Raw genomic sequence first — 22,033 nt, 5'->3', positions numbered from 1 at the left:
TCGCCTCTCCTAAGCGGCTCGGAACTGAACCCACATGCCCGGCGTAAGCAGCGCCGGATTCGGCCGGTCGATATCCCACAGCGCCGCGTCGGTGTGGCCGATCAGCTGCCACCCGCCGGGAGACCGCCGCGGGTAGATGCCGCAGAATTCGTCGGCCAGGCCCACCGCGCCAGCCGGTACCGATGGCCGCGGCTCGGCGCGCCGGGGCACTGTCAGGCGAGGGTCGCCGCCGACGAGATATGCGAAACCCGGGGCGAAGCCGCAGAATCCGACCCGCCAAGGGGTCGCGGTGTGCGCGTTGATGACTTGCGCGGTGGAGAGACCGGTACGGTCGGCGACCTCGGCGAGATCAGCGCCGTCGTACACGACGTCGATCACCGTGCAGTCCTGCGGCGGGGCGGTCTGGATGGCGTCGCTGCTCACCTGCAGCTTGCGCAGTCGATGGCGGACGACGCTCTGATAACGGGGACCATCGAGCTTCACCAGCACGGTGCGGGCGGCCGCCACGACGTCGAGCACACCGGGCAGGTCCGCCTCGCGCAGCGCCGCCGCCCATGCCAATACGTCTGCGGTGCTGTCGAACTGCAGCAGCAGTGCCTGATCGCCGTAGTCGAGAACGGTGTCGGCGATGTTCAGATCCATTGCCACGCTCATTACTCGACAGTAACCCCGCGTTATCGGCCGCCGAAACAACTTTTCGAGCACTGCCAGAGGTGCCTTAGCGAACGCTCAGATGCGCAGAGTCTTGGCCATCAGTGGCGGCAACTGATCGGCCAGCAGCGGGTAGCTCAGCGGGGATGCGAACGCGATCGCTCCGGCCTGCTCCTTGGTGGTGAACATGCTGCGCGATGACAGGGCCGCCACATCGCGATCGGCCATCAGCGCCGCATGATCGTCCTCGGTGTCGGTTGTCCAGATCAGCAGATCCGCCGCTCCGAGCACGGATTTGATCTTGTCGCGCGGTACGAAAGCCCGCTGCGGATCAACTGCGAAAGCCTCGACGCTGTCGGGGATGGTCAGGCCCATCTGGGTCAAAAACTCGGTGCGCCAGCCCGTCGTCGCGATCGCATTGCCTTGGTAGAGGCTGCCTTGCAGCAGCACCACCTTCTTGCCCTTGAATTGCGGATTTTTCTCCCCAGCCCCCGTGAACCGCTGGTCCACGCCGGCGATCAGCGACTTCATCTGGTCGCTCTGGAACACCGCCTGGCCGATCGCGGTGGCTTGTACCTTCCACGGTTCGAAAAACGCGTCGCCGCCGGACTGCGGAACCGTCGGGGCGATCGCGGACAGCTTCTGATACGTGTCGGCGTCCACCCCGGCGTCGGTGGCCACGATCAAGTCGGGTTTCAGACTCGCGATCTGCTGGACGGCGATTCCGTTGTCCAGGTTCAACACAACGGGTTTGGCGTTGCCGAGTTTGGGCTGGGCCCACGGCCATACGGCGAACGGCTGGTCGCCGAACCAGTTGGTCACCGCGACCGGAATGACACCGACCGCCAGCAAATCGTCTTGCCCGGTGTAGCCCGCGCTGACGACCCGCTTGGGTGGCGCGGGCACGGTCGTCTCGCCAAACGCATGTGGGACCGTGACCGGGTGGTCACCGCCGCTGCCGGACGTCGCTTTGTGGGACGAGCATGCCGCCGAGCTGGTGGCCACCAGTAACCCCGCTGCTCCGGCGGCGCGCAGGAATCCGCGTCGACTCCATTGCTCATGCATCGCGTGAGACCTCACTTCTCTGTAAGGCGGGCCGCGTAACGGGTCGGCCACGGGCTGTAGTCGGCGATCAACTCCTCCTGCGGCGGCCGCTGGTCGGCGGGCACATGCTGCAGGTTGATCCGGATCCGGTACCAGATCGAACTCGGCCCGCGCATCCCGTCGACCAGGACGTCGGCCGGCTGCAGCCGGCCGGCCGCAGCGGGGTAGCGGTCCCGCCAGACGTCCAGCGCGGCCATCGCCTCGTCCTTGGTTTTGGTGCGGGCGATTTCGATCAGCGGCATCGGGGATTGGCGTCGGCCCGCTCCGGCTCGTTTGCGCGCTCCTTTCGGCGCCTTCTCCGCGGGCCCGAGTTCCTCGGCGCGCGCCAGCAGCGGCTCCAAGCCGCCGACGGAGGCGTCCATATCCGCCCACGGATCCCCAATGTCGGCGAACCGTTCGGGCACCGAGGCCATCGTGAATGCCGCCGGATCGCAGTCGGCGACCTCGTCCCAGTGCAGCGGCGTCGACACCCGGGCATCGGGGGTCGCCCGCACCGAATACGCCGAGGCGACGGTTCGGTCTTTGGCATTCTGGTTGAAGTCGACGAACACACCTTGGCGTTCTTCTTTCCACCAGCGCGCGGTGGCCAGATCGGGCGCGCGTCGCTCCACCTCACGTGCCACGGTCTGGGCGGCCAGCCGAACCTGCCGAAACGGCCAGTGCGGTGCGATTCGGGCATAGATGTGAAAGCCGCGCGACCCCGACGTCTTGGGCCACGCGGTCAGCCCGTAATCCTCCAGCACCTCGCGGGCGACGGCGGCGACGTCGACGATCTGCGGCCACTGCACGCCGGGCATCGGGTCCAGGTCGACGCGCAGCTCATCGGGATGGTCGAGATCGGCGGCGAGCACCGGATGTGGATTGAGGTCGATGCAACCCAGGTTGACCGCCCAAGCCAGGCCGGCGGCGTCATGGATGACGGCCTCGGCGGCCGAGGTGCCCGACGCGTACCGCAGTTCGGCGACGTCTACCCAGTCGGGTCGCTTCGCGGGCGCGCGCTTCTGAAAGATCGCCTCCTGCTCGATGCCCTTGACGAAGCGTTTCAGGATCATCGGACGCCCGACCACGCCGCGCAGGGCACCCTCGGCGACGGCCAGGTAGTAGCGGATCAAATCCAGTTTGGTGTGGCGGCAGGCGGGGAAGATCACCTTGTCCGGATGGGTGACCTGGACCCGGCGTCCGTCCACTTCCAGGGACATCGGGCCGGCCATGCAGTTCATGGTAATTTTCCACGTCGCGGTGCGACGTGGGTCACATAGGGTGGAGCTATGCCTAATCTTCCTGACCCGTTCGGGGCCGCGGCAAAAGTCCAGCAGTATGCAACGCGTGGCCTGGCCGAACTGCACTATGTGCGCAAGATCTTCGAAGCAGGCGGATTCCCGATCGAGCCGCCGCAGAACGTGGCGGCGATGGTGAACGACATCCGCAAATGGGGCGAGATCGGCATGCTCCCTGCGCTGCACGCGCGGCGCAACCCGGACAAGGTGGCGATCATCGACGACGACGGTGAATTCACCTGGAAGGAACTCGACGACGCCGCCAACGCGGTCGCCCACGGTCTGCTGGACAAGGGCGTCAAAGGTGGCGACGGTGTCGCCATCCTGGCGCGCAACAGCCGCTGGTTTGCCATCGCGGAGTACGGATGTGCCCGCGTCGGCGCCCGCATCATCTTGCTGAACAGCTCGTTCTCCGGCCCGCAGATCAAGGAGGTGTCGGAGCGCGAAGACGCCAAACTGATCATCTACGACGACGAATACACCGACGACGTCAGCAAGGCCGAGCCGCCGCTGGGCAAGCTGCGGGCGCTGGGCACCAATCCCGACGCAGACAAGGATTCGGGCAGCACGGACGAGACGCTCGCCGATCTGATCGACCGCAGCAGCGGCGAGCCCGCGCCCAAGGCGAGCAAGCACTCGTCGATCATCATTTTGACCAGCGGCACCACCGGCACCCCGAAGGGCGCGAACCGCAGCACCCCGCCGACCCTGGCGCCGATCGGCGGCATCCTGTCGCATGTTCCGTTCAAAGCCGGGGAGGTGACGGCTCTGCCGGCGCCGATGTTCCACGCGCTCGGCTTCCTGCATGCCACCATCGGGGCATTCCTGGGCTCGACGCTGGTGCTGCACCGCAAGTTCAAGCCGCCGGTGGTGCTGGAGGACATCGAGAAGTACAAGGTGACGGCGGTCGTGGTCGTGCCGGTGATGTTGGCGCGGATGCTCGATGCACTGGAAAAGATGGACAAGAAGCCCGACCTGTCCAGCTTGCGGATCATCTTCGTGTCCGGCTCCGCGCTCAATGCCGATGTGGCCGAACGGGCACTCAAGGACTTCGGACCCGTTGTCTACAACATGTACGGCTCGACCGAGATCGCGTTCGCCACCATCGCCGAACCCAAACACTTGGAATACAACTCTTCGACGGCGGGGCCGGTCGTCAAAGGGGTGCGGGTCAAGATCTTCGACGAGAACGGAAAGGAGTTGCCGCAGGGCGAGGTCGGGCGGATCTTCGTCGGCACCAGTTTCCCGTTCGAGGGTTACACCGGCGGCGGTAACAAGCAGATCATCGACGGAATGTTGTCCTCCGGCGACGTCGGTTATTTCGACGAGCACGGCCTGCTCTACATCAGCGGCCGCGACGACGAGATGATCGTCTCCGGCGGCGAGAACGTCTTCCCCGCCGAAGTCGAGGATTGCATCACCGGGCATCCCGACGTGGTCGAGGCCACCGCGATCGGCGTCGAGGACAAGGAGTGGGGCCACCGGTTGCGCGCCTTCGTCGTCAAGAAGGAGGGTGCCGACATCGACGAGGACACCGTCAAGAAGTACGTGAAAGATCAGTTGGCCAAGTACAAGGTGCCGCGTGAAGTCGTCTTCCTCGACGAGCTGCCGCGCAACCCGACCGGCAAGATCCTCAAACGCGAACTGCGTGAGATGGAGGTCAACTGAGCCTGTACCGGCGGCTTGGCGGCTATGACGTGATCGCCGCCGTCATCGAGGAATTGTTCACCAATCTGCGCGCTGACCCGGCATTTGCGCGTTTCGGGTCGGGCCGCAGCCAGGACTCCCAGCTGCGGTCCCAGCAGTTGCTCGTCGAGCAGATGTGTGAGCTTGCCGGTGGCCCTTGCCATTACACCGGCCGCGATATGAAAACGTCACACGCCGGCCTGGCGATATCTGCTGCCGAGTGGGATGCGAACATGAAATACGCGACGGCGGCGCTGGTGAAAAGCGGTGTACGCGAACCGGAAAGGACTGAATTTCGGGCGCTGTTCGAGCGCTACCGGGCGGACATCGTCGAAGCTTAGCTTGTTCAGCCGTCGAATCCGGTTGCGCCGTCGAGTTGTTCGCGCAGAATGTCGAGTTGTCCGGTGTGGCGGGCGGTTTCCTCGATCATGTGCACGTAGATCCAGCGCAAGGAGACCTGCCCAAACCTGACATGCGGGACCACGTGGTCGAGGAGATACCTGCCGGCGATCCGCCGGGATTCCTCGCATTGGGTTTGATACTGGGCTATCAGTGTGCGCAGTGACTCGTCGGGAAGAAGCTCAAACTCCCAAGAACGCTCATGGGTGCGACGGTTGTCGTTGCTCCGGTCCTGCAAAAGCTGATCGAACCAACCGTATTCGACCCAACGCAGATGCTTGATGAGCCCGCCCACCGTGGTCTGCGATGCGACGAGCCGTCGGCGAGCATCGCTATCGGACAGGCCGGTTACCTTGCGCACCACGATATCTCGATAGTCGTCGAGGAATGACTCCAGCGTGGCGCGCTCGCCGGTTGGTTGCTGCTCGCGCCGCTTGGGTTTCATTGAGATTGCTTCCAGAGCTGTAGTTTTCGTCGAGTCACGACCATGACGGCAATCTCAACGCGATCTACGGGTCGCGGGGCAGACCCAGCAGGCGTTCGGCGATGATGTTGAGCTGCACCTCCGAGGTGCCGCCGTAAATCGTGGTGGCACGGCTGGCTAATAGGTGGTCGTCCCACTTGCCGGGCAGCTGTTCCGGGTCGCCGATCGCGGCCTCGGCACCGAATGACGCCACCCCGAACTCGGCGTAGCCCTGGCTGGTCCGCATCGACAAGAGCTTGGAGATCGCTGCCGACGGCATCGCGTCCCCGCCGGTCAACGTCAGCAGCGTCGAGCGCAGGTTGAGCACCTTGGCGGCGTGGCCCTCGGCGATCAACTGGCCGGCGCGGTTCTGCGCGACCTGATCGAACTGGCCGTCCCGAATGAACTCCACGAACTCGTCGAGGGTGGCCAAAAACGGTGCCTCACTGCTGCCGATCGACACCCGCTCGGCCGTCAGCGTATTGCGGCTGACCTCCCAGCCCCGGTTCACCTCGCCGAGCACCGCGTCGTCGGGCACGAACACGTCGTCGATGAAGACGGTGTTGAACATCGCGCCGCCGGTGAGCTCGCGCAGCGGCTTCACATCCACGCCTTCGCTTTTCATGTCCAGCAGGAAGTAGGTGATGCCATTGTGCTTCGGGGCGCTCGGGTCGGTTCTGGCCAGCAGCGCCCCCCAGTCGGAGAACTGCGCCGCGGTGGTCCAGATCTTCTGGCCGGTGATGCGCCATCCGCCATCGGTTTTGGTTGCCTTCGTGCTCAGGCCGGCCAGGTCGGACCCGGCGCCCGGCTCGGAAAACAGCTGGCACCACAACATGTCGCCGCGAAACGTCGGCGGCAGGAACCGTTGCTTCTGCTCCTCGGTGCCAAAGGCGACGATCGACGGGACGATCCACGACGCGATGCCGATCTGTGGCCGCTTGACGCGTCCGGCGCTGAATTCCTGGGCGATGATGATCTGCTCCACCGGGCTGGCGGCTCGGCCCCACGGCTTGGGCAGATACGGCAGCACCCAGCCGCCCTCGGCGATCGCGGTCTTGCGGTCCTCGCGTGGTATCGCCTTGAGCGCGGCGACCTCGTCGCGGATCTCGGCCCGCAGTTTCTCGGTGTCGGGATCCAGGTCGATGTCGACGTTGCGCATACCCGTGCTGGTAGCGGTATCGACCACGCGCTGCGGGTAGTCGGTTCGGCGGCCGAAGCAGGCGGCCAACATCAACGCGCGACGGTAATAGACATTCGTGTCGTGTTCCCAGGTGAACCCGATGCCGCCGTGCACCTGGATGCAGTCCTGGGTGCAGCGCTGAGCGGCTGCCGGCGCCAACGTCGCCGCCACCGCGGCGGCGAACTCGACCGCGGAACTGGCTTCATCGATCGCACGCGCGGCATCCCACACCGCGGCGGTGGCCCGCTCGGTGTCGGCGATCATCTCGGCGCACTTGTGCTTGACGGCCTGGAACTGGCCGATCGGTCTGCCGAACTGTTCGCGGATCTTGGCGTACTGCGACGCGGTGTCGGTGGCCCAGCGCGCCACCCCGACGGCCTCCGCCGACAGCAGGGTGGAAATCAGGGCGTGCGCGACCACTGTGCTGAGGTTGCTCAGCACGGCATCGTCGCCGAGCTCGACGGCGTTGGCGCGCACGTGGGCGATGGGTCGCAGCGGGTCGACACTTTTGACCGGCTCGATTTCGAGCTGGTCGGCCCGCAACACCACCCACGCTTCGCCACTGTCGATGGCCACCGGCAATACCAGCAGCGAGGCCTCACCCGCAGCGGGCACCGCCCGGACCTCACCGCGGATCACCAAGGCGTTTTCATCTGGGCCGTGGCGCGTCGCGGTCAGCCCGGAATCCAGCGCGTACGCGGCGATGGCGGTGCCCGAAGCCAGATCAGCGAGCAGCTTGGTGTCCGGGTCATGCGCCGAGATCAGTGCGCTGGCGATCGCCGACGGCACGAACGGCCCGGGTACGGCGCCATAGCCGAACTCAGCGAGTACGACGGCGAGCTCGAGGATGCCGAAACCCTGGCCGCCAACCGACTCGGCCAGGTGGACGCCCTGCAAGCCTTGCTCGGCCGCCGCCTGCCAGTACGGCGGCGGGTTGTCGATCGGTGTCTCCAGCGCTGCGTGCAGTACCTCTGACGGCGCGACCCGCGCCACCAGGGATCGGACCGAATCGGCCAGGTCTTGGTGCTCAGGAGTTATTGCAATCGGCATTGTTTGCCTTCCTCACGCCGGTTCGGCCAGTCCCCTCAATCTAATAACCGGTCGGTTGGTTGACCACGGGGGTCTCTCAGCGCCACCGCTTGGCGATCCACTTGGCAATCGTGTCCGCCTGCTCGCTGCGTGCCCCGGGCGTGGTGAAGTAGTGGTCGGAGTTGATAGCGCAGAGCGATTTGTCGGTAGTGGCCAGCGCGTCGTGGATGCGCTGGGCATCGGAGGGAAAGACACCGGTGTCGGCTTCGGCGTTGATCACCAGGGCGGGGCAGGTGATCCGCGCCAGATGCGGCTCGGCCCTGGTCTGCGCGGTGCGCAGGCTCCACATGGCCATCCAATTGCGCAGTGTGCAAGCCGCTGCGATGCCGTGCGCGGAGCGGTTGGCCTTGGCCGGGATGCCGGCATAACACATGTTGGGCTGACGTTTTGTCGGCTCGATGGTCGGATCGACCATGCGCGGATCGGCCCAAGTGCGCATCACCGTGAACGGCCTATCGGAAAAACCCGCTGCGCGAACACGTTTCAGCTCCTTCTCCGCCCAGTCGGTGATGGAGTTGTTGCGCGCCGCCTGCGCGGCCCGGTAACGGTTGAGGAACTCAGGCGAGTACGGCGGGCCATTGTGCTCGTTGAACAAATCGAGGTCGGGATCGGTTGCGACGGGGTCATCCTCTTGAACGACGGAGGCGTCCATCCACGCCGTCAACACGTCCGGGCGGCCGGGATGGGCCGCGCTCGCGACGTAGCCGTCGGCGGGCAACAGCTCGGTCAGGCCGGCCGCGGGCCGCATTCCTGGAAGTGGGGTCACGTTCGGCTCGACTGCCTGCGACTGGTAGGCGGCCATCAACGATCCGCCACCGGAATTCCCCAGCAACACAACCGCTTCCACGCCCTGCACCTCACGCAGCCAGCGGACACCGACCCCGATGTCCACTAGCGCGTGATCGAGCAGAAAGCTGCTTTCAAAACCACGGAAACGGGTGTTCCAGCCCAGGAATCCGATGCCGCGCGTGGCCATGTAGTCGGCGAGATAGTGCTCAGAAAAGTCGATCTGGTAGTGCGCGGCGATCATCGCCACTTTCGGCTTGCGTCCTACTCCGCGGTGATACAGCCCCTGGCAGGGGTGTCCGCCCGCGCCAGCGCGCCGGGCGGTCGGCGACGGAAGCCCGATGAATTCACGAATAACCCCTGGTGTACCGGTCTGGTGAGTCACCTCAACGGACCTCGCTCAAACCCGATGGACACTGGGCGCCTCCTCTCGCTGCGACCCCTGCGACCCCTGGAAGAGAACTGAATCTGATGTTAGGTTCACATCCAGATCTCCGCTGCGGAAACCAGCGATGCGCTGCGCCGACGGACGGGAGGCCGGAGATGATCAAGCCGCACAACACCAATTCCGAGTTCGAACTCGGCGGTATCAACCACGTCGCGCTGGTGTGCTCGGACATGGCGCGCACCGTCGACTTCTACAGCAACGTCCTCGGCATGCCGCTGATCAAATCGCTCGATTTGCCCAACGGTCAGGGACAGCATTTCTTCTTCGACGCCGGCAACGGTGACTGCGTCGCATTCTTCTGGTTCGCCGACGCTCCGGACCGCGTACCGGGCCTGTCGTCGCCGGGCGCCATCCCGGGGATCGGGGACATCACCAGCGCCGTGAGCACCATGAACCACCTCGCATTTCACGTCCCGGCGGAGAAATTCGACAGCTATCGACAGCGACTCAAGGACAAGGGAGTACGGGTCGGCCCGGTGCTCAACCACGACGAGAGCGAGCGGCAGGTTTCCGCCACGCTGCATCCCGGTGTCTATGTACGGTCGTTCTATTTTCAGGACCCCGATGGCATCACCCTCGAATTTGCATGCTGGACCAAGGAATTCACGACGAGCGATGCGCAGGCCGTGCCGAAGACGGCGGCCGACCGCCGGGTGCCGGTGGGCCGCTAGTCGCGGTACAGCGCCGGGTCACCGAGCCGGTTGAGCAGCGACGCGAGGTGGTCGACCAGCTGGTCGGGGCTCAGACGCAGCTCGCCGCCCAGCCACGCGCTCAGCGTCTGACCTACGCCGCCGACCACGAAATGTGATGCGGCCTTGATGCGGTCGTTCTCCGACATCCGCAGCGCGCTGCCCACATGCTGGCCGGAGAGCATGGCGAACAGCGCACTGGACTCCTCGCGTTTGCGCACCAGCACCGCATTGGCCGGCTGCGAGCTGAACAGCAGGCGACCCACCCGCGGATCGCCTTGGATCGTGCGCACGATGTTGGTCATGAGGGCCCGGGTCTGCTCCTCGGGTGGCGCCGCGGCCACCGCCGCCTGCGTGGTAGCCGCCAAATCGGCTATCACCCAGTCGAAAACGGCGTCGACGAAGTCGTCCTTGTTGGCGAAGCTCTCGTAGAAGTAGCGGGCGGCCACGCCGGCGCGACGGCATACCCCCCGCACGGTGAGCTCGTCACCCTTCCGATCGGTACCCAGCAAATCCAGGCCGGCAGCCAACAGGCGGCTGCGGCGCTCGGCCAGGCGGTCGGCGGGATCGACACCCCGATAGGGCCGCGCACTCGCCGTCTCCGCTAAGGCCATGGGCACCATCTTTCTTGACATCGAAGCGGCCCGCACGGCAATATCGGGAAACAAGCGTTCTCACAATTAGCGAGCAGGTGTGCGGCCATGACCATTCAGCATGTCGAGCGGGCGGTCAGCGATCCGCCGATCAGCGAGTTCACTCGCCGCCGGCCACCACGAGCCGCCCGCATCGATGACGGTTTGATGGGGATGGCACTGCTGGCCGGTCCCGCGAACGTGATCATGGAGCTTTCGCGGCCGGGCGTCGGCTACGGCGTGCTGGAGAGCCGCGTCGAAAGCGGTCGCGCGGACCGGCACCCGATCAAGCGGGCACGTACCACGTTCACCTACCTGGCGGTGGCCATCGCAGGCACCGACGCCCAGAAGGCGGCGTTTCGCAGGGCCGTGAACGGGGCGCACGCCCAGGTCTACTCGACGCCCGAGAGCCCGGTCGAGTACAACGCGTTCGACCCGGAGCTGCAGCTGTGGGTGGCGGCATGCCTCTACAAGGGCGGCGTCGATTTCTACCGCACGTTCGTCGGCGAGATGAACGAGGAAGACGCCCAACGGCACTACCGCGACGGCATGGTGCTGGCCACGACATTGCAGGTCCCGCCGGAGATGTGGCCGGCGGATCGCGCCGCGTTCGACAAGTACTGGCAGGAGTCGCTAGACAAGGTGCACATCGACGATGCGGTGCGCGGCTACCTGTACCCGATCGCGGCCGGCCGGATGCCGGGAGTGACGTTGCCCGGCCGTCTGCAGAGGTGGGCGGACAAACCCGGGCTGTTGATCACCACCGGCTTTCTGCCGCAACGTTTCCGCGAGGAGATGCGGTTGCCCTGGGACGCGGCCAAACAGCGGCGGTTCGACCGGCTGATCGCGGTGCTGCGCACTGTCAACAAACTCATGCCCCGGTTTGTCCGCCAGTTCCCGTTCAACGTGCTGCTGTGGGATCTGGACCGTCGGATCAAGACGGGTCGCCCCCTGGTCTAGTTCCTCACCCGGAAGACTTCCACATCCTCGGGGACGCCCTTGAGGTGTTGTGCACCAAGGCTTTCGAAGCCAGGCCGAACTCGGGTGTCATCCACGTCGACAAGTGTGGCATTGCGCAGGTCACCACCATGCCGGATTGAGCACTCGGCGGCGAGAAACGGGTCGGCGTAAGGTCGGTTGTCGTGCGTACTGACAAAGACACCTGGGACATCACGACGAGTGTCGGTTCGACCGCGTTATTCGTGGCCACCGCCCGAGCATTGGAAGCGCAAAAGCCTGACCCGTTGGCCGTGGACCCGTTCGCCGAGGTGTTCTGCCGCGCGGTCGGCGGGCCCTCCGCGGATGTGCTCGACGGCAAGCTACCCGAACATCAATTGAAGACAAGCGATTTCGGCCAGCACTTCGTCAACTTCCAGGGTGCCCGGACGAGATATTTCGACAACTATTTCCGGCGGGCCGCCGACGCCGGCGTTCGGCAGGTGGCAATCTTGGCCGCCGGGTTGGACTCACGCGCGTATCGGCTGTCCTGGCCGGACGGCACGACGATCTTCGAACTCGACCAACCACAAGTCCTGGACTTCAAGCGTGAGGTGCTCACTGACCACGGCGCCGAGCCCAAAGCCGAGCGTCGCGAAGTCGCCGTCGACCTGCGGGAAGATTGGCCACAGGCGCTGCGGGACAGCGGATTCGATCCGGCGCAGCCGTCGGCCTGGATTGCCGAAGGTCTGTTGATCTATCTGCCCGCCACCGCGCAGCAGGATTTGTTCACCGGCGTCGACGCGCTCGCGTCTTTTGGCAGTCACATCGCGGTGGAGGACGGCGAGCCGCTGCCGCCGGAGCAATTCGCAGCCGCCGTCGAGGACGAACGCCAAGCGAACGCCAGGGGCGAGCAGCGGCTGTTCTTCCAGCTGGTCTACAACGAGCGGTTCGCACCGGCCGACCAGTGGCTGAGCGAGCGCGGCTGGACCGCGACGGCGACCCCGCTGGCCGACTATCTGCGCGAGCTGGGCCGGCCAGTGCCCGGGATGGATATCGAGGCCGGGTCGATGGTTGCCCGCAACCGATTGGTCAGCGCCGTCAAGGGCTGACGCCGCCCACCCGCCCGAGCCCGATATAGAAACGACACCCATTTTCATTAAGCGCCTGCGCGACGGTATGGTTACCGCCAGGTCTTGGGCCGAGGAGGTGTCGTGTCGAGCCGTTATGCAGCGGCTAAGTCGTCACCACGCGGTGAGCAAGGCCACGCATCGGGCCAATACGTGCATCTCGACACTTAGCTTATGCAATGCTAACTTCAGCAAAGTTAGGTTGTACTAACCCCGGGAGGGTATAGGGCGTGGAAATCGGTGACAGCGGCATGCTCGCGACTCGTCCTGTGGCACCCCGGGTGGACGACGATGTGATCAGCCGATTCGCCACCTGTTGCCGCGCGCTCGGGCTGACTGTCTACGACCGCCGACGCCCGGCGGACCTGGCCGCCGCCCGGTCCGGGTTCACGGCGCTGACCCGCATCGCCCACGACCAGTGCGACGCATGGACCGGGCTGGCCGCCGCAGGTGACGTGTCCGCTCGGGTGCTGGAAGCAGTTTCGCGTACCGCGGACACCGCTGGTGTGTTGCAGCGCCAGGTGGAACTGGCGCCCGGTGCCCTGGGTTTCCACTACGACACCGGACTGTATTTGCAGTTTCGGGCCGCCCAACCCGACGACTTCCAGCTCGCGTATGCCGCGGCACTGGCAGCCGACGGCCGCTACGCTGACGCGCACGAGCTCGTCGCCGACGTCACCGAGCGCCGGCCGAGCTGGCGGGAGGCCCGCTGGATCGCCAGCGTCATCCACTACCGCGCCCAGCGCTGGGCAGATGTCGTCAAGCTGCTGTCCCCGATCGTCAACGAGCCGGGCCTCGACGAGCATTTCACCCACGCCACCAAGATCACCCTGGGCATCGCGCTGGCCCGGCTGGGCATGTTCGCACCGGCGCTGTCGTACTTGGAGGAGCCGGAAGGTCCGATTCAGGTGGCCGCGGTCGACGGCGCGTTGGCCCGGGCGCTGGCACTGCGCGCGGACGGCGATGAGGACACCGCCCGGGAAGTGCTGCAGGACCTGTATGCCGCCAACCCGCAGAACGCCCAGGTCGAAGAGGCGCTGCTGGACAGCAGTTTCGGGATCGAGACCACCACCGCAGACCGCATCGACGCGCGCACCGATCCGTGGGATCCCGAAACTGAGCCCAGCCCAGGCGATTTCATCGACCCCGGAGCCCAGGAGCGCAAGGCTGTGCTGCTCGCCGAGGCCGAAAAGGAGCTCGACGAGTTCATCGGCCTCGATCAGGTCAAAAATCAGGTGGCGCGGCTGAAAAGCGCCGTGGCGATGGAGCTGGTGCGCAAGCAGCGTGGCCTGGAGGTGGCGCAGCGCACCCACCACTTGGTCTTCACCGGGCCGCCCGGGACGGGCAAGACCACCATCGCCCGGGTCGTCGCCAAAATCTATTGCGGCCTTGGCCTGTTGAAGAAGGAGAACATCAAAGAGGTGCACCGCGCCGATTTGATCGGCCAGCACATCGGGGAGACCGAGTTCAAGACGAACGCAATCATCGACAGCGCGCTGGATGGAGTGCTGTTCCTCGACGAGGCCTACGCGCTGGTGGCCACCGGCGCCAAGAACGACTTCGGCTTGGTCGCCATCGACACATTGTTGGCCCGCATGGAAAACGATCGGGATCGGCTGGTGGTGATCGTCGCCGGGTACCGCGCCGACCTGGATCGGTTCCTCGACACCAACCAAGGTCTGCGGTCGCGTTTCACCCGCAGCATCGACTTCCCGTCGTATGCACCGACCGAGCTGATCGAGATCGCCAACTTCATGGCCGAAAAGCGCGACAGCGTCTTCGAACAGGCCGCGCTCGATGAGCTGGAGAGAGTGTTCGCGCAGCTGGCCGAGATGTCGAAACCCGACAGCACAGGAGTCGAGCGCCGCGGCCTGGACATCGCAGGGAACGGCCGATTCGTCCGTAATGTCGTCGAAAAGTCCGAAGAGGAACGGGAATTCCGGTTGGACCACTCCGAGCACGCCGAGACCGGCGAGTTCACCGACGAGGAGTTGATGACCATCACCGCCAGTGACGTCGCCAACACGGTGGGACCGCTGCTGGCAGGCCTCAACCTGGAGTTGCCGGCATGACGAATCCAGAGCCGGCCGGCGACCGCCGCTCATTCGCGTCACGAACCCCGGCAAACGACAACCCCGACAAGGTGGTCTACCGACGTGGCTTCGTCACACGCCACCAGGTAACCGGCTGGCGGTTCGTGATGCGCCGGATCGCCTCCGGTGTCGCCCTGCACGACACCCGGATGTTGGTCGACCCGTTGCGCACCCAGACCCGCGCGGTGCTGATGGGCGCGCTCATCCTGGTCACCACGTTGGTCGGCTGCTTCGTCTTCTCGCTGATCCGGCCCAACGGCTCGGCGGCCAACAATCCGATACTGGCCGACCGGTCGACCGCCGCGCTGTATGTGCGAGTTGGGGATCGGCTGCACCCGGTGCTCAACCTGACCTCGGCCCGGCTGATCTCCGGCAGGCCGGTCAACCCCACCACCGTGAAAAGCAGTGAGCTCGACCGATTTCCGCGCGGCAACCTGATCGGCATCCCGGGCGCGCCCGAGCGGATGGTGCAAAGCACCAGCAAGGACGCCGACTGGACGGTGTGCGATGCCGCCACGGGCCCAGCCTCCGGGGTCACGGTGATCGCAGGGACTCCGGACAGCAGCGGCGCCCGCGCCACAGCCCTCGGCGAAGGACACGCGGTGCTGGCCAGCAACGGCAGTGGCAGCTGGCTGCTGTGGGACGGCCGGCGCAGCCGGATCGACCTTGCCGACCGCGCTGTCACCAGCGCGCTGGGCCTGCCCAGCGACATCCCGGCGCCCCGGCCCATCGCCGTCGGCCTTTTCAACGCGATCCCCGAAGCGCCGGCGCTGGCGCCGCCCGCGATTCCGGACGCCGGAAGCCCGGCGCGGTTCGGCCTCCCGCTGCCCGCCCCGGTCGGAGCCGTGGTGGTGGCGCACGCGTTGGAAGCAAACTCGGACAGCAGCTTGCTGTACTACGCCGTCATGCCCGATGGCCTACAGCCGATTTCACCGGTGCTGGCCGCGGTGCTGCGTAACGCCAACTCCTACGGTCTGGATCAGCCGCCGCGGCTGGGCGCCGATCAGGTCGCCAGGCTGCCGGTGTCCCGGGTGCTGGACACCGGTCGTTTTCCCGATCGACGGATCACCCTTGTCGACGCGTCCCGCGATCCGGTGACCTGCGCGCACTGGAGCAAGCCGGACGGGGCCAGCACGAATTCGCTGACGCTGCTGTCCGGTTCGGCGCTGCCGGTGCCGGAGTCGGTGCAAACCGAGGATCTGGTCGGCGGTGGAACCGGCGGTGTCGCCACCCGCGTCGCGATGGCGCCGGGAACCGGGTACTTCACCCAGACCGTCGGCCAAAACGCGGCGTCACCGGCGGCCGGGTCGCTGTTCTGGATCTCCGACACCGGTGTCCGCTACGGCATCGACAATGAAGGTGGCGCGACCGGGCACACGAAAACCGCTGAGGTTCTTGGCCTGAGCCCGCCGCCAACCCCGATACCCTGGTCCGCGCTGTCGCTGTTCGCGCCGGGCCCGACGCTCTCCCGCGCCGACGCACTGCTCGCACACGACGGGCTGTCCCCCGACTCCCGACCCGGTCGTGCCACCTCAGCCCAAGGGGAGACCCGATGAGCCGACTGATCTTCGAGGCCCGCCGGCGGCTACCACCGCCGGCGACCCGCAAGGGAACCATCACCATCGAGGCGCCGCCCGAGCTGCCCCGGGTGATCCCGCCGTCGTTGATGCGGCGGGCGCTACCGGTGATGATCGTGATCCTGATCGTCGGCATGATCGTCGCGATGGTCGCCACCGGAATGCGGCTCATCTCCCCACAGACACTGTTTTTCCCGTTCGTGCTGCTGTTGGCCGCGACCGCGCTGTACCGCGGCACCGACAACAAAACGCGCACCGAGGAAGTCGACGCCGAGCGGGCCGACTACCTGCGTTACCTGTCGGTGGTGCGGGACAACATCCGGGCCCAGGCCGCCGAACAGCGCGCCGCGGCCGAATGGTCGCATCCCGATCCGGCCGAATTGGCCGCGATACCCGGCTCGCGACGCCAGTGGGAGCGCGACCCGGCCGACGACGACTTTCTGGTGGTGCGCGCCGGTGTGCACTCGGCCGCACTGGCCAGCGCACTGCGGGTCAGCGACACCGCTGACGAGATCGACCTGGAACCGGTGTCGCACAGCGCATTACGTAGTCTGCTCGACACCCAACGCACCGTGCGCGACGTGCCGACCGGCATCGATTTGGCCAAGGTGTCGCGGATTACCGTGCTTGGCGAGCCGGACGAGGTGCGGGCGGCGTTGCGCGCCTGGATCGCTCAGGCGGTGACGTGGCATGACCCGACCGTGCTCGGCGTCGCGGTGGCCGCCCCGGATCTGGAGACGCCGGAATGGTCGTGGCTGAAATGGCTGCCGCACGTTGACATTCCCGGCCAGCTCGACGGTGTCGGCCCGGCCCGCTACTTGTCGACCAACATCGAAGAGCTGGCCGCGCTGCTGGGTCCGGCGCTGGCCGACCGCCCGCCGTTCACCGGTGGTGCGGCGGACGCGCTGCGCCACCTGCTGATCGTCGTCGACGACCCCGACTACGACGTCAAGGCGTCCACGTTGGCGGCTGGATGGGCCGGGGTCACCGTGGTGCACCGATCGGCCACACCGCCGCACCGCGAACAGTATTCGGATCCCGAACGCCCGATCCTGCGCATCGCCAACGGCGTCATCGACCGTTGGCAGACCGGAGGCTGGCAACGCTATGTCGACACCGCCGACCAGTTCGGCGCCGACGACGCGGCCCACCTCGCGCGCCGACTGTCGCGCTGGGATTCCAACCCCACCCACAGCGGGCTGCAGTCGGCGGCCACCCGCGGCGCCACCTTCACCACGCTGCTGGGCATTCAAGATGCGTCGCAGCTGGACGTGCCCACGCTATGGGCACCGCGGCAGCGCGAGGACGAGCTGCGGGTGCCGATCGGCGTGACCGCGACCGGGGAGCCGCTGATCTTCGACCTCAAGGACGAGGCCGAGGGCGGGATGGGCCCGCACGGCCTGATGATCGGCATGACCGGCTCCGGCAAATCGCAGATGCTGATGTCGATCCTGTTGTCGCTGTTGACGACTCACTCGGCAGAGCGGCTCATCGTGATCTACGCCGACTTCAAGGGTGAGGCCGGCGCCGACAGCTTCCGTAATTTCCCTCAAGTCGTCGCCGTGATATCGAACATGGCCGAGAAGAAGTCGCTGGCGGACCGGTTCGCCGATACGCTGCGCGGCGAGGTGGCCCGGCGTGAGGTGCTGCTGCGCGAGGCCGGGCGGCGGGTGCAGGGCAGCGCGTTCAACTCGGTGACCGAATACGAGAATGCGATCGCCGCCGGACACGACCTGGCGCCGATCCCGACGCTGTTCGTCGTTGCCGACGAGTTCACGCTGATGCTCGCCGACCACCCCGAGTACGCGGAACTGTTCGACTACGTTGCCCGCAAAGGCCGCTCGTTTCGCATCCACATCCTGTTCGCGTCGCAGACGCTGGACATCGGCAAGATCAAGGACATCGACAAGAACACCTCCTACCGGATAGGTCTGAAGGTCGCCAGCCCCGCGGTTTCGCGGCAAATCATCGGCGTCGAGGACGCCTACCACATCGAGTCCGGCAAGGAGCACAAAGGCGTGGGCTTCCTGGTGCCCGCCCCCGGCGCCGCGCCGATCAAATTCCGCAGCACCTACGTCGACGGCATCTACGACCCGCCGCAGAGGGCGAAAACGCTTGTGGTGCATTCGGCCCCCGAGCCCAAGCTGTTCACCGCGGGCCGGGTGGAACCGGATCAGAACACGGTCATCGTCAGCGATGGCGAAGAGGAAACGACCAGTCCGCCGCGCAAGTTGATCGCGACCATCGGCGACCAGCTGGCGCGTTATGGTCCGCGTGCGCCAGAGCTGTGGCTGCCGCCGCTCGACGATCCGATCCCGCTGAGCACGGTGCTGGCACGCGCGGCACTGCCGCAAGGCCAATGGCGGTGGCCGCTGGGCGAAATCGATAAGCCCTTCGAGATGCGCCGCGACCCGCTGGTGTTCGACGCACACTCGTCGGCGGGCAACATGGTGATTCACGGCGGAGCCAAATCAGGCAAATCGACTGCCCTGCAGACGTTTATCCTGTCGGCGGCAAACCTGCACTCGCCTCGCGAAGTGAGCTTCTACTGCCTGGACTACGGCGGCGGACAGCTGCGGGCGCTGGAGGACCTGGCGCACGTCGGCAGTGTGGCCTCGCCGCTGGAGCCCGAGCGCATCCGTCGGACCTTCGGCGAACTCGAGCAGCTGCTGCGGTCGCGGCAACAGCGGGAAGTCTTCCGGGAGCGGCAAGCGTCCGGGTTCGACGACGAGTTCGGTGAAGTGTTCCTGGTCATCGACAACCTGTACGCGTTTGGCCGCGACAACACCGACCAGTTCAATACCCGAAACCCCCTGCTGGCCAAGGTAACCGAACTCGTCAACGTTGGACTGGCGTACGGGATCCACGTGGTCATCACCACCCCGAGCTGGCTGGAGGTCCCGCTGGCCATGCGGGATGGCTTAGGGCTGCGCCTGGAGCTCAAACTGCACGATCCGCGCGACAGCAATGTCCGTCTCGTCGGCGCATTGCACCGGCCGGCCGAGGCCGTGCCACCCGACCAACCCGGTCGAGGGCTGACCATGGCCGCCCAGCACTTCCTGTTCGCGGCGCCTGAACTGGACCAGGTGGCCGCGATCAACGCCCGTCATCCCGAGGTCACGGCGCCACCGGTGCGGCTGCTGCCCACCAACCTCACCCCCGCCGCAGTTGGCGCGACATATCGCGGCGTCGACCGGATCGTCATAGGCCAGCGCGAAGAAGACTTGGCGCCAGTCGAACTCAACTTCACCGACAACCCGTTGTTGCTGGTGCTGGGCGACACCAAATCCGGTAAGACCACGCTGCTGCGCCACATCATCCGCACCGTCCGGGAAAACTCCACACCCGACCACGTGGCGTTCACGGTGGTGGACCGGCGCTTGCATCTCGTCGACGAGCCACTGTTTGCCGACAATGAATACACCGCCAACGTCGACCGGGTGATACCGGCGATGCTGGGCTTATCGGCGCTCATCGAGCGGCGGCGGCCACCCGCTGGCCTCTCGCCGGCCCAACTTGCCGATTGGTCGTATGAGGGCCACACCCACTACCTGATCATCGATGACGTCGATCAGATACCGGATACGCCGGCACTGACGGGCCCGTACGTCGGGCAGCGGCCCTGGACCAGCCTGATCGGGCTGCTGGCACAAGCCGCCGACCTGGGACTGCGGGTGATCGTCACGGCGCGCGCGAGCGGCTCCGCGCACGCGTTGATGACCAGCCCGTTGCTGCGCCGGTTCAACGACTTGCAGGCAACCACGTTGATGTTGTCGGGCAATCCGGCCGACGGCGGCAAGATTCGCGGTCAGCGATTCGATCGGTTGCCCGCGGGCCGGGCAATTCTGTTGGGCGACAGCGACAGCCCCACCTATGTCCAATTGGTCAACCCTCTGGTCGACGAGAGTGTGACCGTTGACGGTCGAAAGGAGTATCTGCCATGACGCTGCGAGTTGTTCCCGAGGGTTTGGCCTCGGCCAGCGCCGCCGTAGAAGCGATCACTGCGCGGCTGGCCGCCGCGCATGCGGGTGCGGCCCCGTTGATCACGGCTGTCGTGCCGGCGGCGGCCGACCCGGTGTCGCTGCAAACTGCAGTCGGGTTCAGTGCCCAGGGCAGCGAGCACGCCACTGTCGCGGCGCAGGGCGTGGAGGAACTCGGCCGTGCCGGGGTCGGTGTGGGTGAGTCCGGCGCGAGCTATGCGACCGGTGATGCGGCCGCTGCGTCGTCGTATTTGGTGGCCGGCGGCTGACTATGACCGCGCCGGTGTGGATGGCTTCGCCGCCTGAGGTGCATTCAGCACTGCTCAGCAGCGGTCCTGGCCCTGGGTCGCTGTTGGCGGCCGCGGCGGCATGGGCCTCGTTGAGCGCTGAATACGCCTCGGCTGCAGGCGAACTCACCTCACTGTTGGGCGCGGTGCAGGCCGGTTCCTGGGAAGGCCCGAGCGCCGAGCAGTACGTGGCCGCGCACGCACCGTATCTGGCGTGGCTGATGCAAGCGAGCGCGAACAGCGCGGGGGTGGCTGCTCAGCACGAGGCCGCAGCGGCCTCCTATGTCACCGCGCTTGCCGCCATGCCGACGTTGGCGGAGTTGGCCGCCAATCACGCCATCCACGGCGTGTTGGTGGCCACGAATTTCTTTGGGATCAACACGATTCCGATCGCGCTCAACGAAGCCGACTACGCGCGGATGTGGATCCAGGCGGCTACCACGATGGCCACATATCAGGCGGTTTCCGGTACGGCGTTGGCGTCGGCGCCCCGCACCACGCCAGCGCCGTCGGTCGTGACGCCCGGTGTCGGCGAGAGCGGCAACGCCGCGGCCACCGCGCAGCAGGCCGGCGCGCAGGCCCAGGCCGCGCAGTCCGGGTCGTCGCTGAACCTGTCCGACCTGCTGTCGTCGTTTTTGAACTTCTACAAGAACCTGCTCAGCCAACTGTCCACGTTCCTGCAGAATCCGGCCGGCTCCCTGCAGCAGATGCTGGCCGCCTTCGCGGCGAATCCCGCTGCGGCACTGCTGGCTTTCGGTCCGCTGCTGGCCTTCGCGGCCTACGAGGTGATCTCGCCCATCGCCACCTACGGGCCGATGCTGTTAGCCCTGACGCTCGCGCTGCCCCTCGGTATCAACAACGCGCTCTCGCTCGCTGCGCCGGCCGAGCCGGCCCCCGTACCTGCCGCAGTCGAACCACCGGTCGGTGTGGCATCCGTCGCAGCCGGTGGGCAGTCCGCGGCGTTGCCCCTGGCCGGGCTGGCGCCGACAGGTGTCGCACCGGTGGCCGCCGGTGGGTCGGCACCGGCGGTGGGCACTGCGGCAGGCGCCGCGCCGGTGGCCACCGGTGTCAGCCCGGGTTTCGCCTATGTGGTGGGAGGCATCGGTCCCGACGAGGGGCCCGGGCCGACGTTGATCGATCGCAAGGGCGTCAAGGCGCCCGCTCGCCACGTTCCCGCGGCGGTCGCAGTGGGCGCGGCCAGCCGGGAGAAAACGCGGGCGCGACGTCGGCGCCGCGCGCAAATGCGAGACTTCGGCGACGAGTTCGCGGATATGGACAGCGATCTCGGCCCGAGCAGCGCGCCCGAAGAGGAGGGCTCGGCGCGGGCGTCGGGGCAGGACGCGGGGCCGTTGGGTTTCGCGGGGACGGTGCGTAGGGACGCCGTGGGGGCGGTCGCGGGGCTGGCCAGGCTGAGCAGCAATGGATTTGGCGACGGTCCGAGGATGCCGATGGTGCCGGGTACCTGGGATTCGGACACCGCCGAGGGGGAGGGGGATGACGGCTGAGTGTTCTTGTGTGACAACGGTAACCGATAAGAAGGGATGTTGGTGATGAGTTTGTTGGATGCTCATATTCCGCAGTTGGTGGCGTCGCAGTCGGCGTTTGCGGCCAAGGCGGGGCTGATGC

17 protein-coding genes and 1 pseudogene are annotated in these 22,033 nt (G+C 66.4%); 11 read left to right on the top strand and 7 right to left on the bottom strand.

Annotated elements, in window-relative coordinates; all coding sequences use genetic code 11:
• Positions 1-9: 9 nt before the first annotated feature.
• From AWC06_RS16390 to ligD, 3 genes are all read right to left on the bottom strand, one after another.
• Positions 10-654, bottom strand: coding sequence for a 5-oxoprolinase subunit B family protein (locus tag AWC06_RS16390; protein ID WP_085199073.1), 645 nt, complete (start codon positions 652-654; stop codon positions 10-12).
• Between the two features lie 75 nt (positions 655-729).
• The gene (locus AWC06_RS16385) at positions 730-1,716 is read right to left on the bottom strand and encodes an ABC transporter substrate-binding protein (protein WP_085199072.1); all 987 of its coding nucleotides are present in this window, start codon (positions 1,714-1,716) and stop codon (positions 730-732) included.
• 11 nt (positions 1,717-1,727) lie between these two features.
• A complete protein-coding gene (ligD, locus tag AWC06_RS16380; RefSeq protein ID WP_085199071.1) occupies positions 1,728-2,975 on the bottom strand; it encodes a non-homologous end-joining DNA ligase in 1,248 nt (415 codons plus the stop codon).
• Positions 2,976-3,023: 48 nt separating this feature from the next.
• On the opposite strand from ligD, the gene fadD2 reads away from it, so the two are divergent.
• Both fadD2 and AWC06_RS16370 read left to right on the top strand, forming a co-directional pair.
• Positions 3,024-4,700 carry a long-chain-fatty-acid--CoA ligase FadD2 gene (gene fadD2 / locus AWC06_RS16375; RefSeq protein ID WP_085199070.1) on the top strand — a complete coding sequence of 559 codons (1,677 nt, stop codon included), beginning with the start codon at positions 3,024-3,026 and terminating at the stop codon, positions 4,698-4,700.
• The gene (locus AWC06_RS16370) at positions 4,697-5,059 is read left to right on the top strand and encodes a group I truncated hemoglobin (RefSeq protein ID WP_085199069.1); all 363 of its coding nucleotides are present in this window, start codon (positions 4,697-4,699) and stop codon (positions 5,057-5,059) included. Before fadD2 ends, AWC06_RS16370 begins: the two co-directional genes overlap by 4 nt.
• A gap of 5 nt (positions 5,060-5,064) precedes the next feature.
• On the opposite strand, the gene AWC06_RS16365 is transcribed toward AWC06_RS16370, so the two are convergent.
• The 3 genes from AWC06_RS16365 to AWC06_RS16355 all read right to left on the bottom strand — a co-directional run bounded on the left by AWC06_RS16365 (position 5,065) and on the right by AWC06_RS16355 (position 9,020).
• Positions 5,065-5,562 carry a DinB family protein gene (locus tag AWC06_RS16365; protein WP_085199068.1) on the bottom strand — a complete coding sequence of 166 codons (498 nt, stop codon included), beginning with the start codon at positions 5,560-5,562 and terminating at the stop codon, positions 5,065-5,067.
• A 64-nt stretch (positions 5,563-5,626) separates the two neighbouring features.
• A complete protein-coding gene (locus tag AWC06_RS16360) occupies positions 5,627-7,810 on the bottom strand; it encodes an acyl-CoA dehydrogenase family protein (RefSeq protein ID WP_085199067.1) in 2,184 nt (727 codons plus the stop codon).
• A gap of 76 nt (positions 7,811-7,886) precedes the next feature.
• Complete coding sequence (locus AWC06_RS16355; RefSeq protein WP_085199066.1) at positions 7,887-9,020, bottom strand: alpha/beta hydrolase; 1,134 nt, start codon at positions 9,018-9,020, stop codon at positions 7,887-7,889.
• A 158-nt stretch (positions 9,021-9,178) separates the two neighbouring features.
• Between AWC06_RS16355 and AWC06_RS16350 the strand changes: the two genes are divergently transcribed.
• Positions 9,179-9,754, top strand: a complete 576-nt coding sequence (locus AWC06_RS16350) for a VOC family protein (RefSeq protein WP_085199065.1) — start codon at positions 9,179-9,181, stop codon at positions 9,752-9,754.
• Here the strand turns inward: AWC06_RS16350 and AWC06_RS16345 are convergent.
• A complete protein-coding gene (locus tag AWC06_RS16345) occupies positions 9,751-10,386 on the bottom strand; it encodes a TetR/AcrR family transcriptional regulator (protein WP_372458117.1) in 636 nt (211 codons plus the stop codon). The genes AWC06_RS16350 and AWC06_RS16345 overlap by 4 nt on opposite strands.
• Before the next feature lie 87 nt (positions 10,387-10,473).
• Between AWC06_RS16345 and AWC06_RS16340 the strand changes: the two genes are divergently transcribed.
• The 8 genes and pseudogenes from AWC06_RS16340 to esxG all read left to right on the top strand — a co-directional run.
• The gene (locus AWC06_RS16340) at positions 10,474-11,364 is read left to right on the top strand and encodes an oxygenase MpaB family protein (RefSeq protein WP_085199063.1); all 891 of its coding nucleotides are present in this window, start codon (positions 10,474-10,476) and stop codon (positions 11,362-11,364) included.
• Between the two features lie 182 nt (positions 11,365-11,546).
• The gene (locus AWC06_RS16335) at positions 11,547-12,452 is read left to right on the top strand and encodes a class I SAM-dependent methyltransferase (RefSeq protein ID WP_085199062.1); all 906 of its coding nucleotides are present in this window, start codon (positions 11,547-11,549) and stop codon (positions 12,450-12,452) included.
• Positions 12,453-12,700: 248 nt separating this feature from the next.
• Positions 12,701-14,542 (top strand): type VII secretion AAA-ATPase EccA, encoded by a 1,842-nt coding sequence (gene eccA / locus AWC06_RS16330; protein WP_085199061.1) that lies wholly within the window; start codon positions 12,701-12,703, stop codon positions 14,540-14,542.
• On the top strand, positions 14,539-16,119 hold the full coding sequence (eccB, locus tag AWC06_RS16325; RefSeq protein WP_085199060.1) for a type VII secretion protein EccB: 1,581 nt from the start codon (positions 14,539-14,541) through the stop codon (positions 16,117-16,119). Before eccA ends, eccB begins: the two co-directional genes overlap by 4 nt.
• Positions 16,116-20,084, top strand: coding sequence for a type VII secretion protein EccCa (gene eccCa / locus AWC06_RS16320; protein ID WP_085199059.1), 3,969 nt, complete (start codon positions 16,116-16,118; stop codon positions 20,082-20,084). The genes eccB and eccCa overlap by 4 nt, the downstream gene beginning before the upstream one ends.
• On the top strand, positions 20,081-20,389 hold the full coding sequence (locus AWC06_RS16315) for a PE family protein (RefSeq protein ID WP_085199058.1): 309 nt from the start codon (positions 20,081-20,083) through the stop codon (positions 20,387-20,389). Before eccCa ends, AWC06_RS16315 begins: the two co-directional genes overlap by 4 nt.
• A gap of 2 nt (positions 20,390-20,391) precedes the next feature.
• Positions 20,392-21,912, top strand: a complete 1,521-nt coding sequence (locus AWC06_RS16310; RefSeq protein ID WP_085199057.1) for a PPE family protein — start codon at positions 20,392-20,394, stop codon at positions 21,910-21,912.
• Positions 21,913-21,957: 45 nt separating this feature from the next.
• A pseudogene (esxG, locus tag AWC06_RS23055) lies at positions 21,958-22,033 on the top strand (type VII secretion system protein EsxG); the annotation flags it as partial.

The organism is Mycobacterium fragae (assembly GCF_002102185.1).
GTDB classification, from domain to species: domain Bacteria; phylum Actinomycetota; class Actinomycetes; order Mycobacteriales; family Mycobacteriaceae; genus Mycobacterium; species Mycobacterium fragae.
This window is presented reverse-complemented; position numbering and strand designations above follow the sequence as displayed.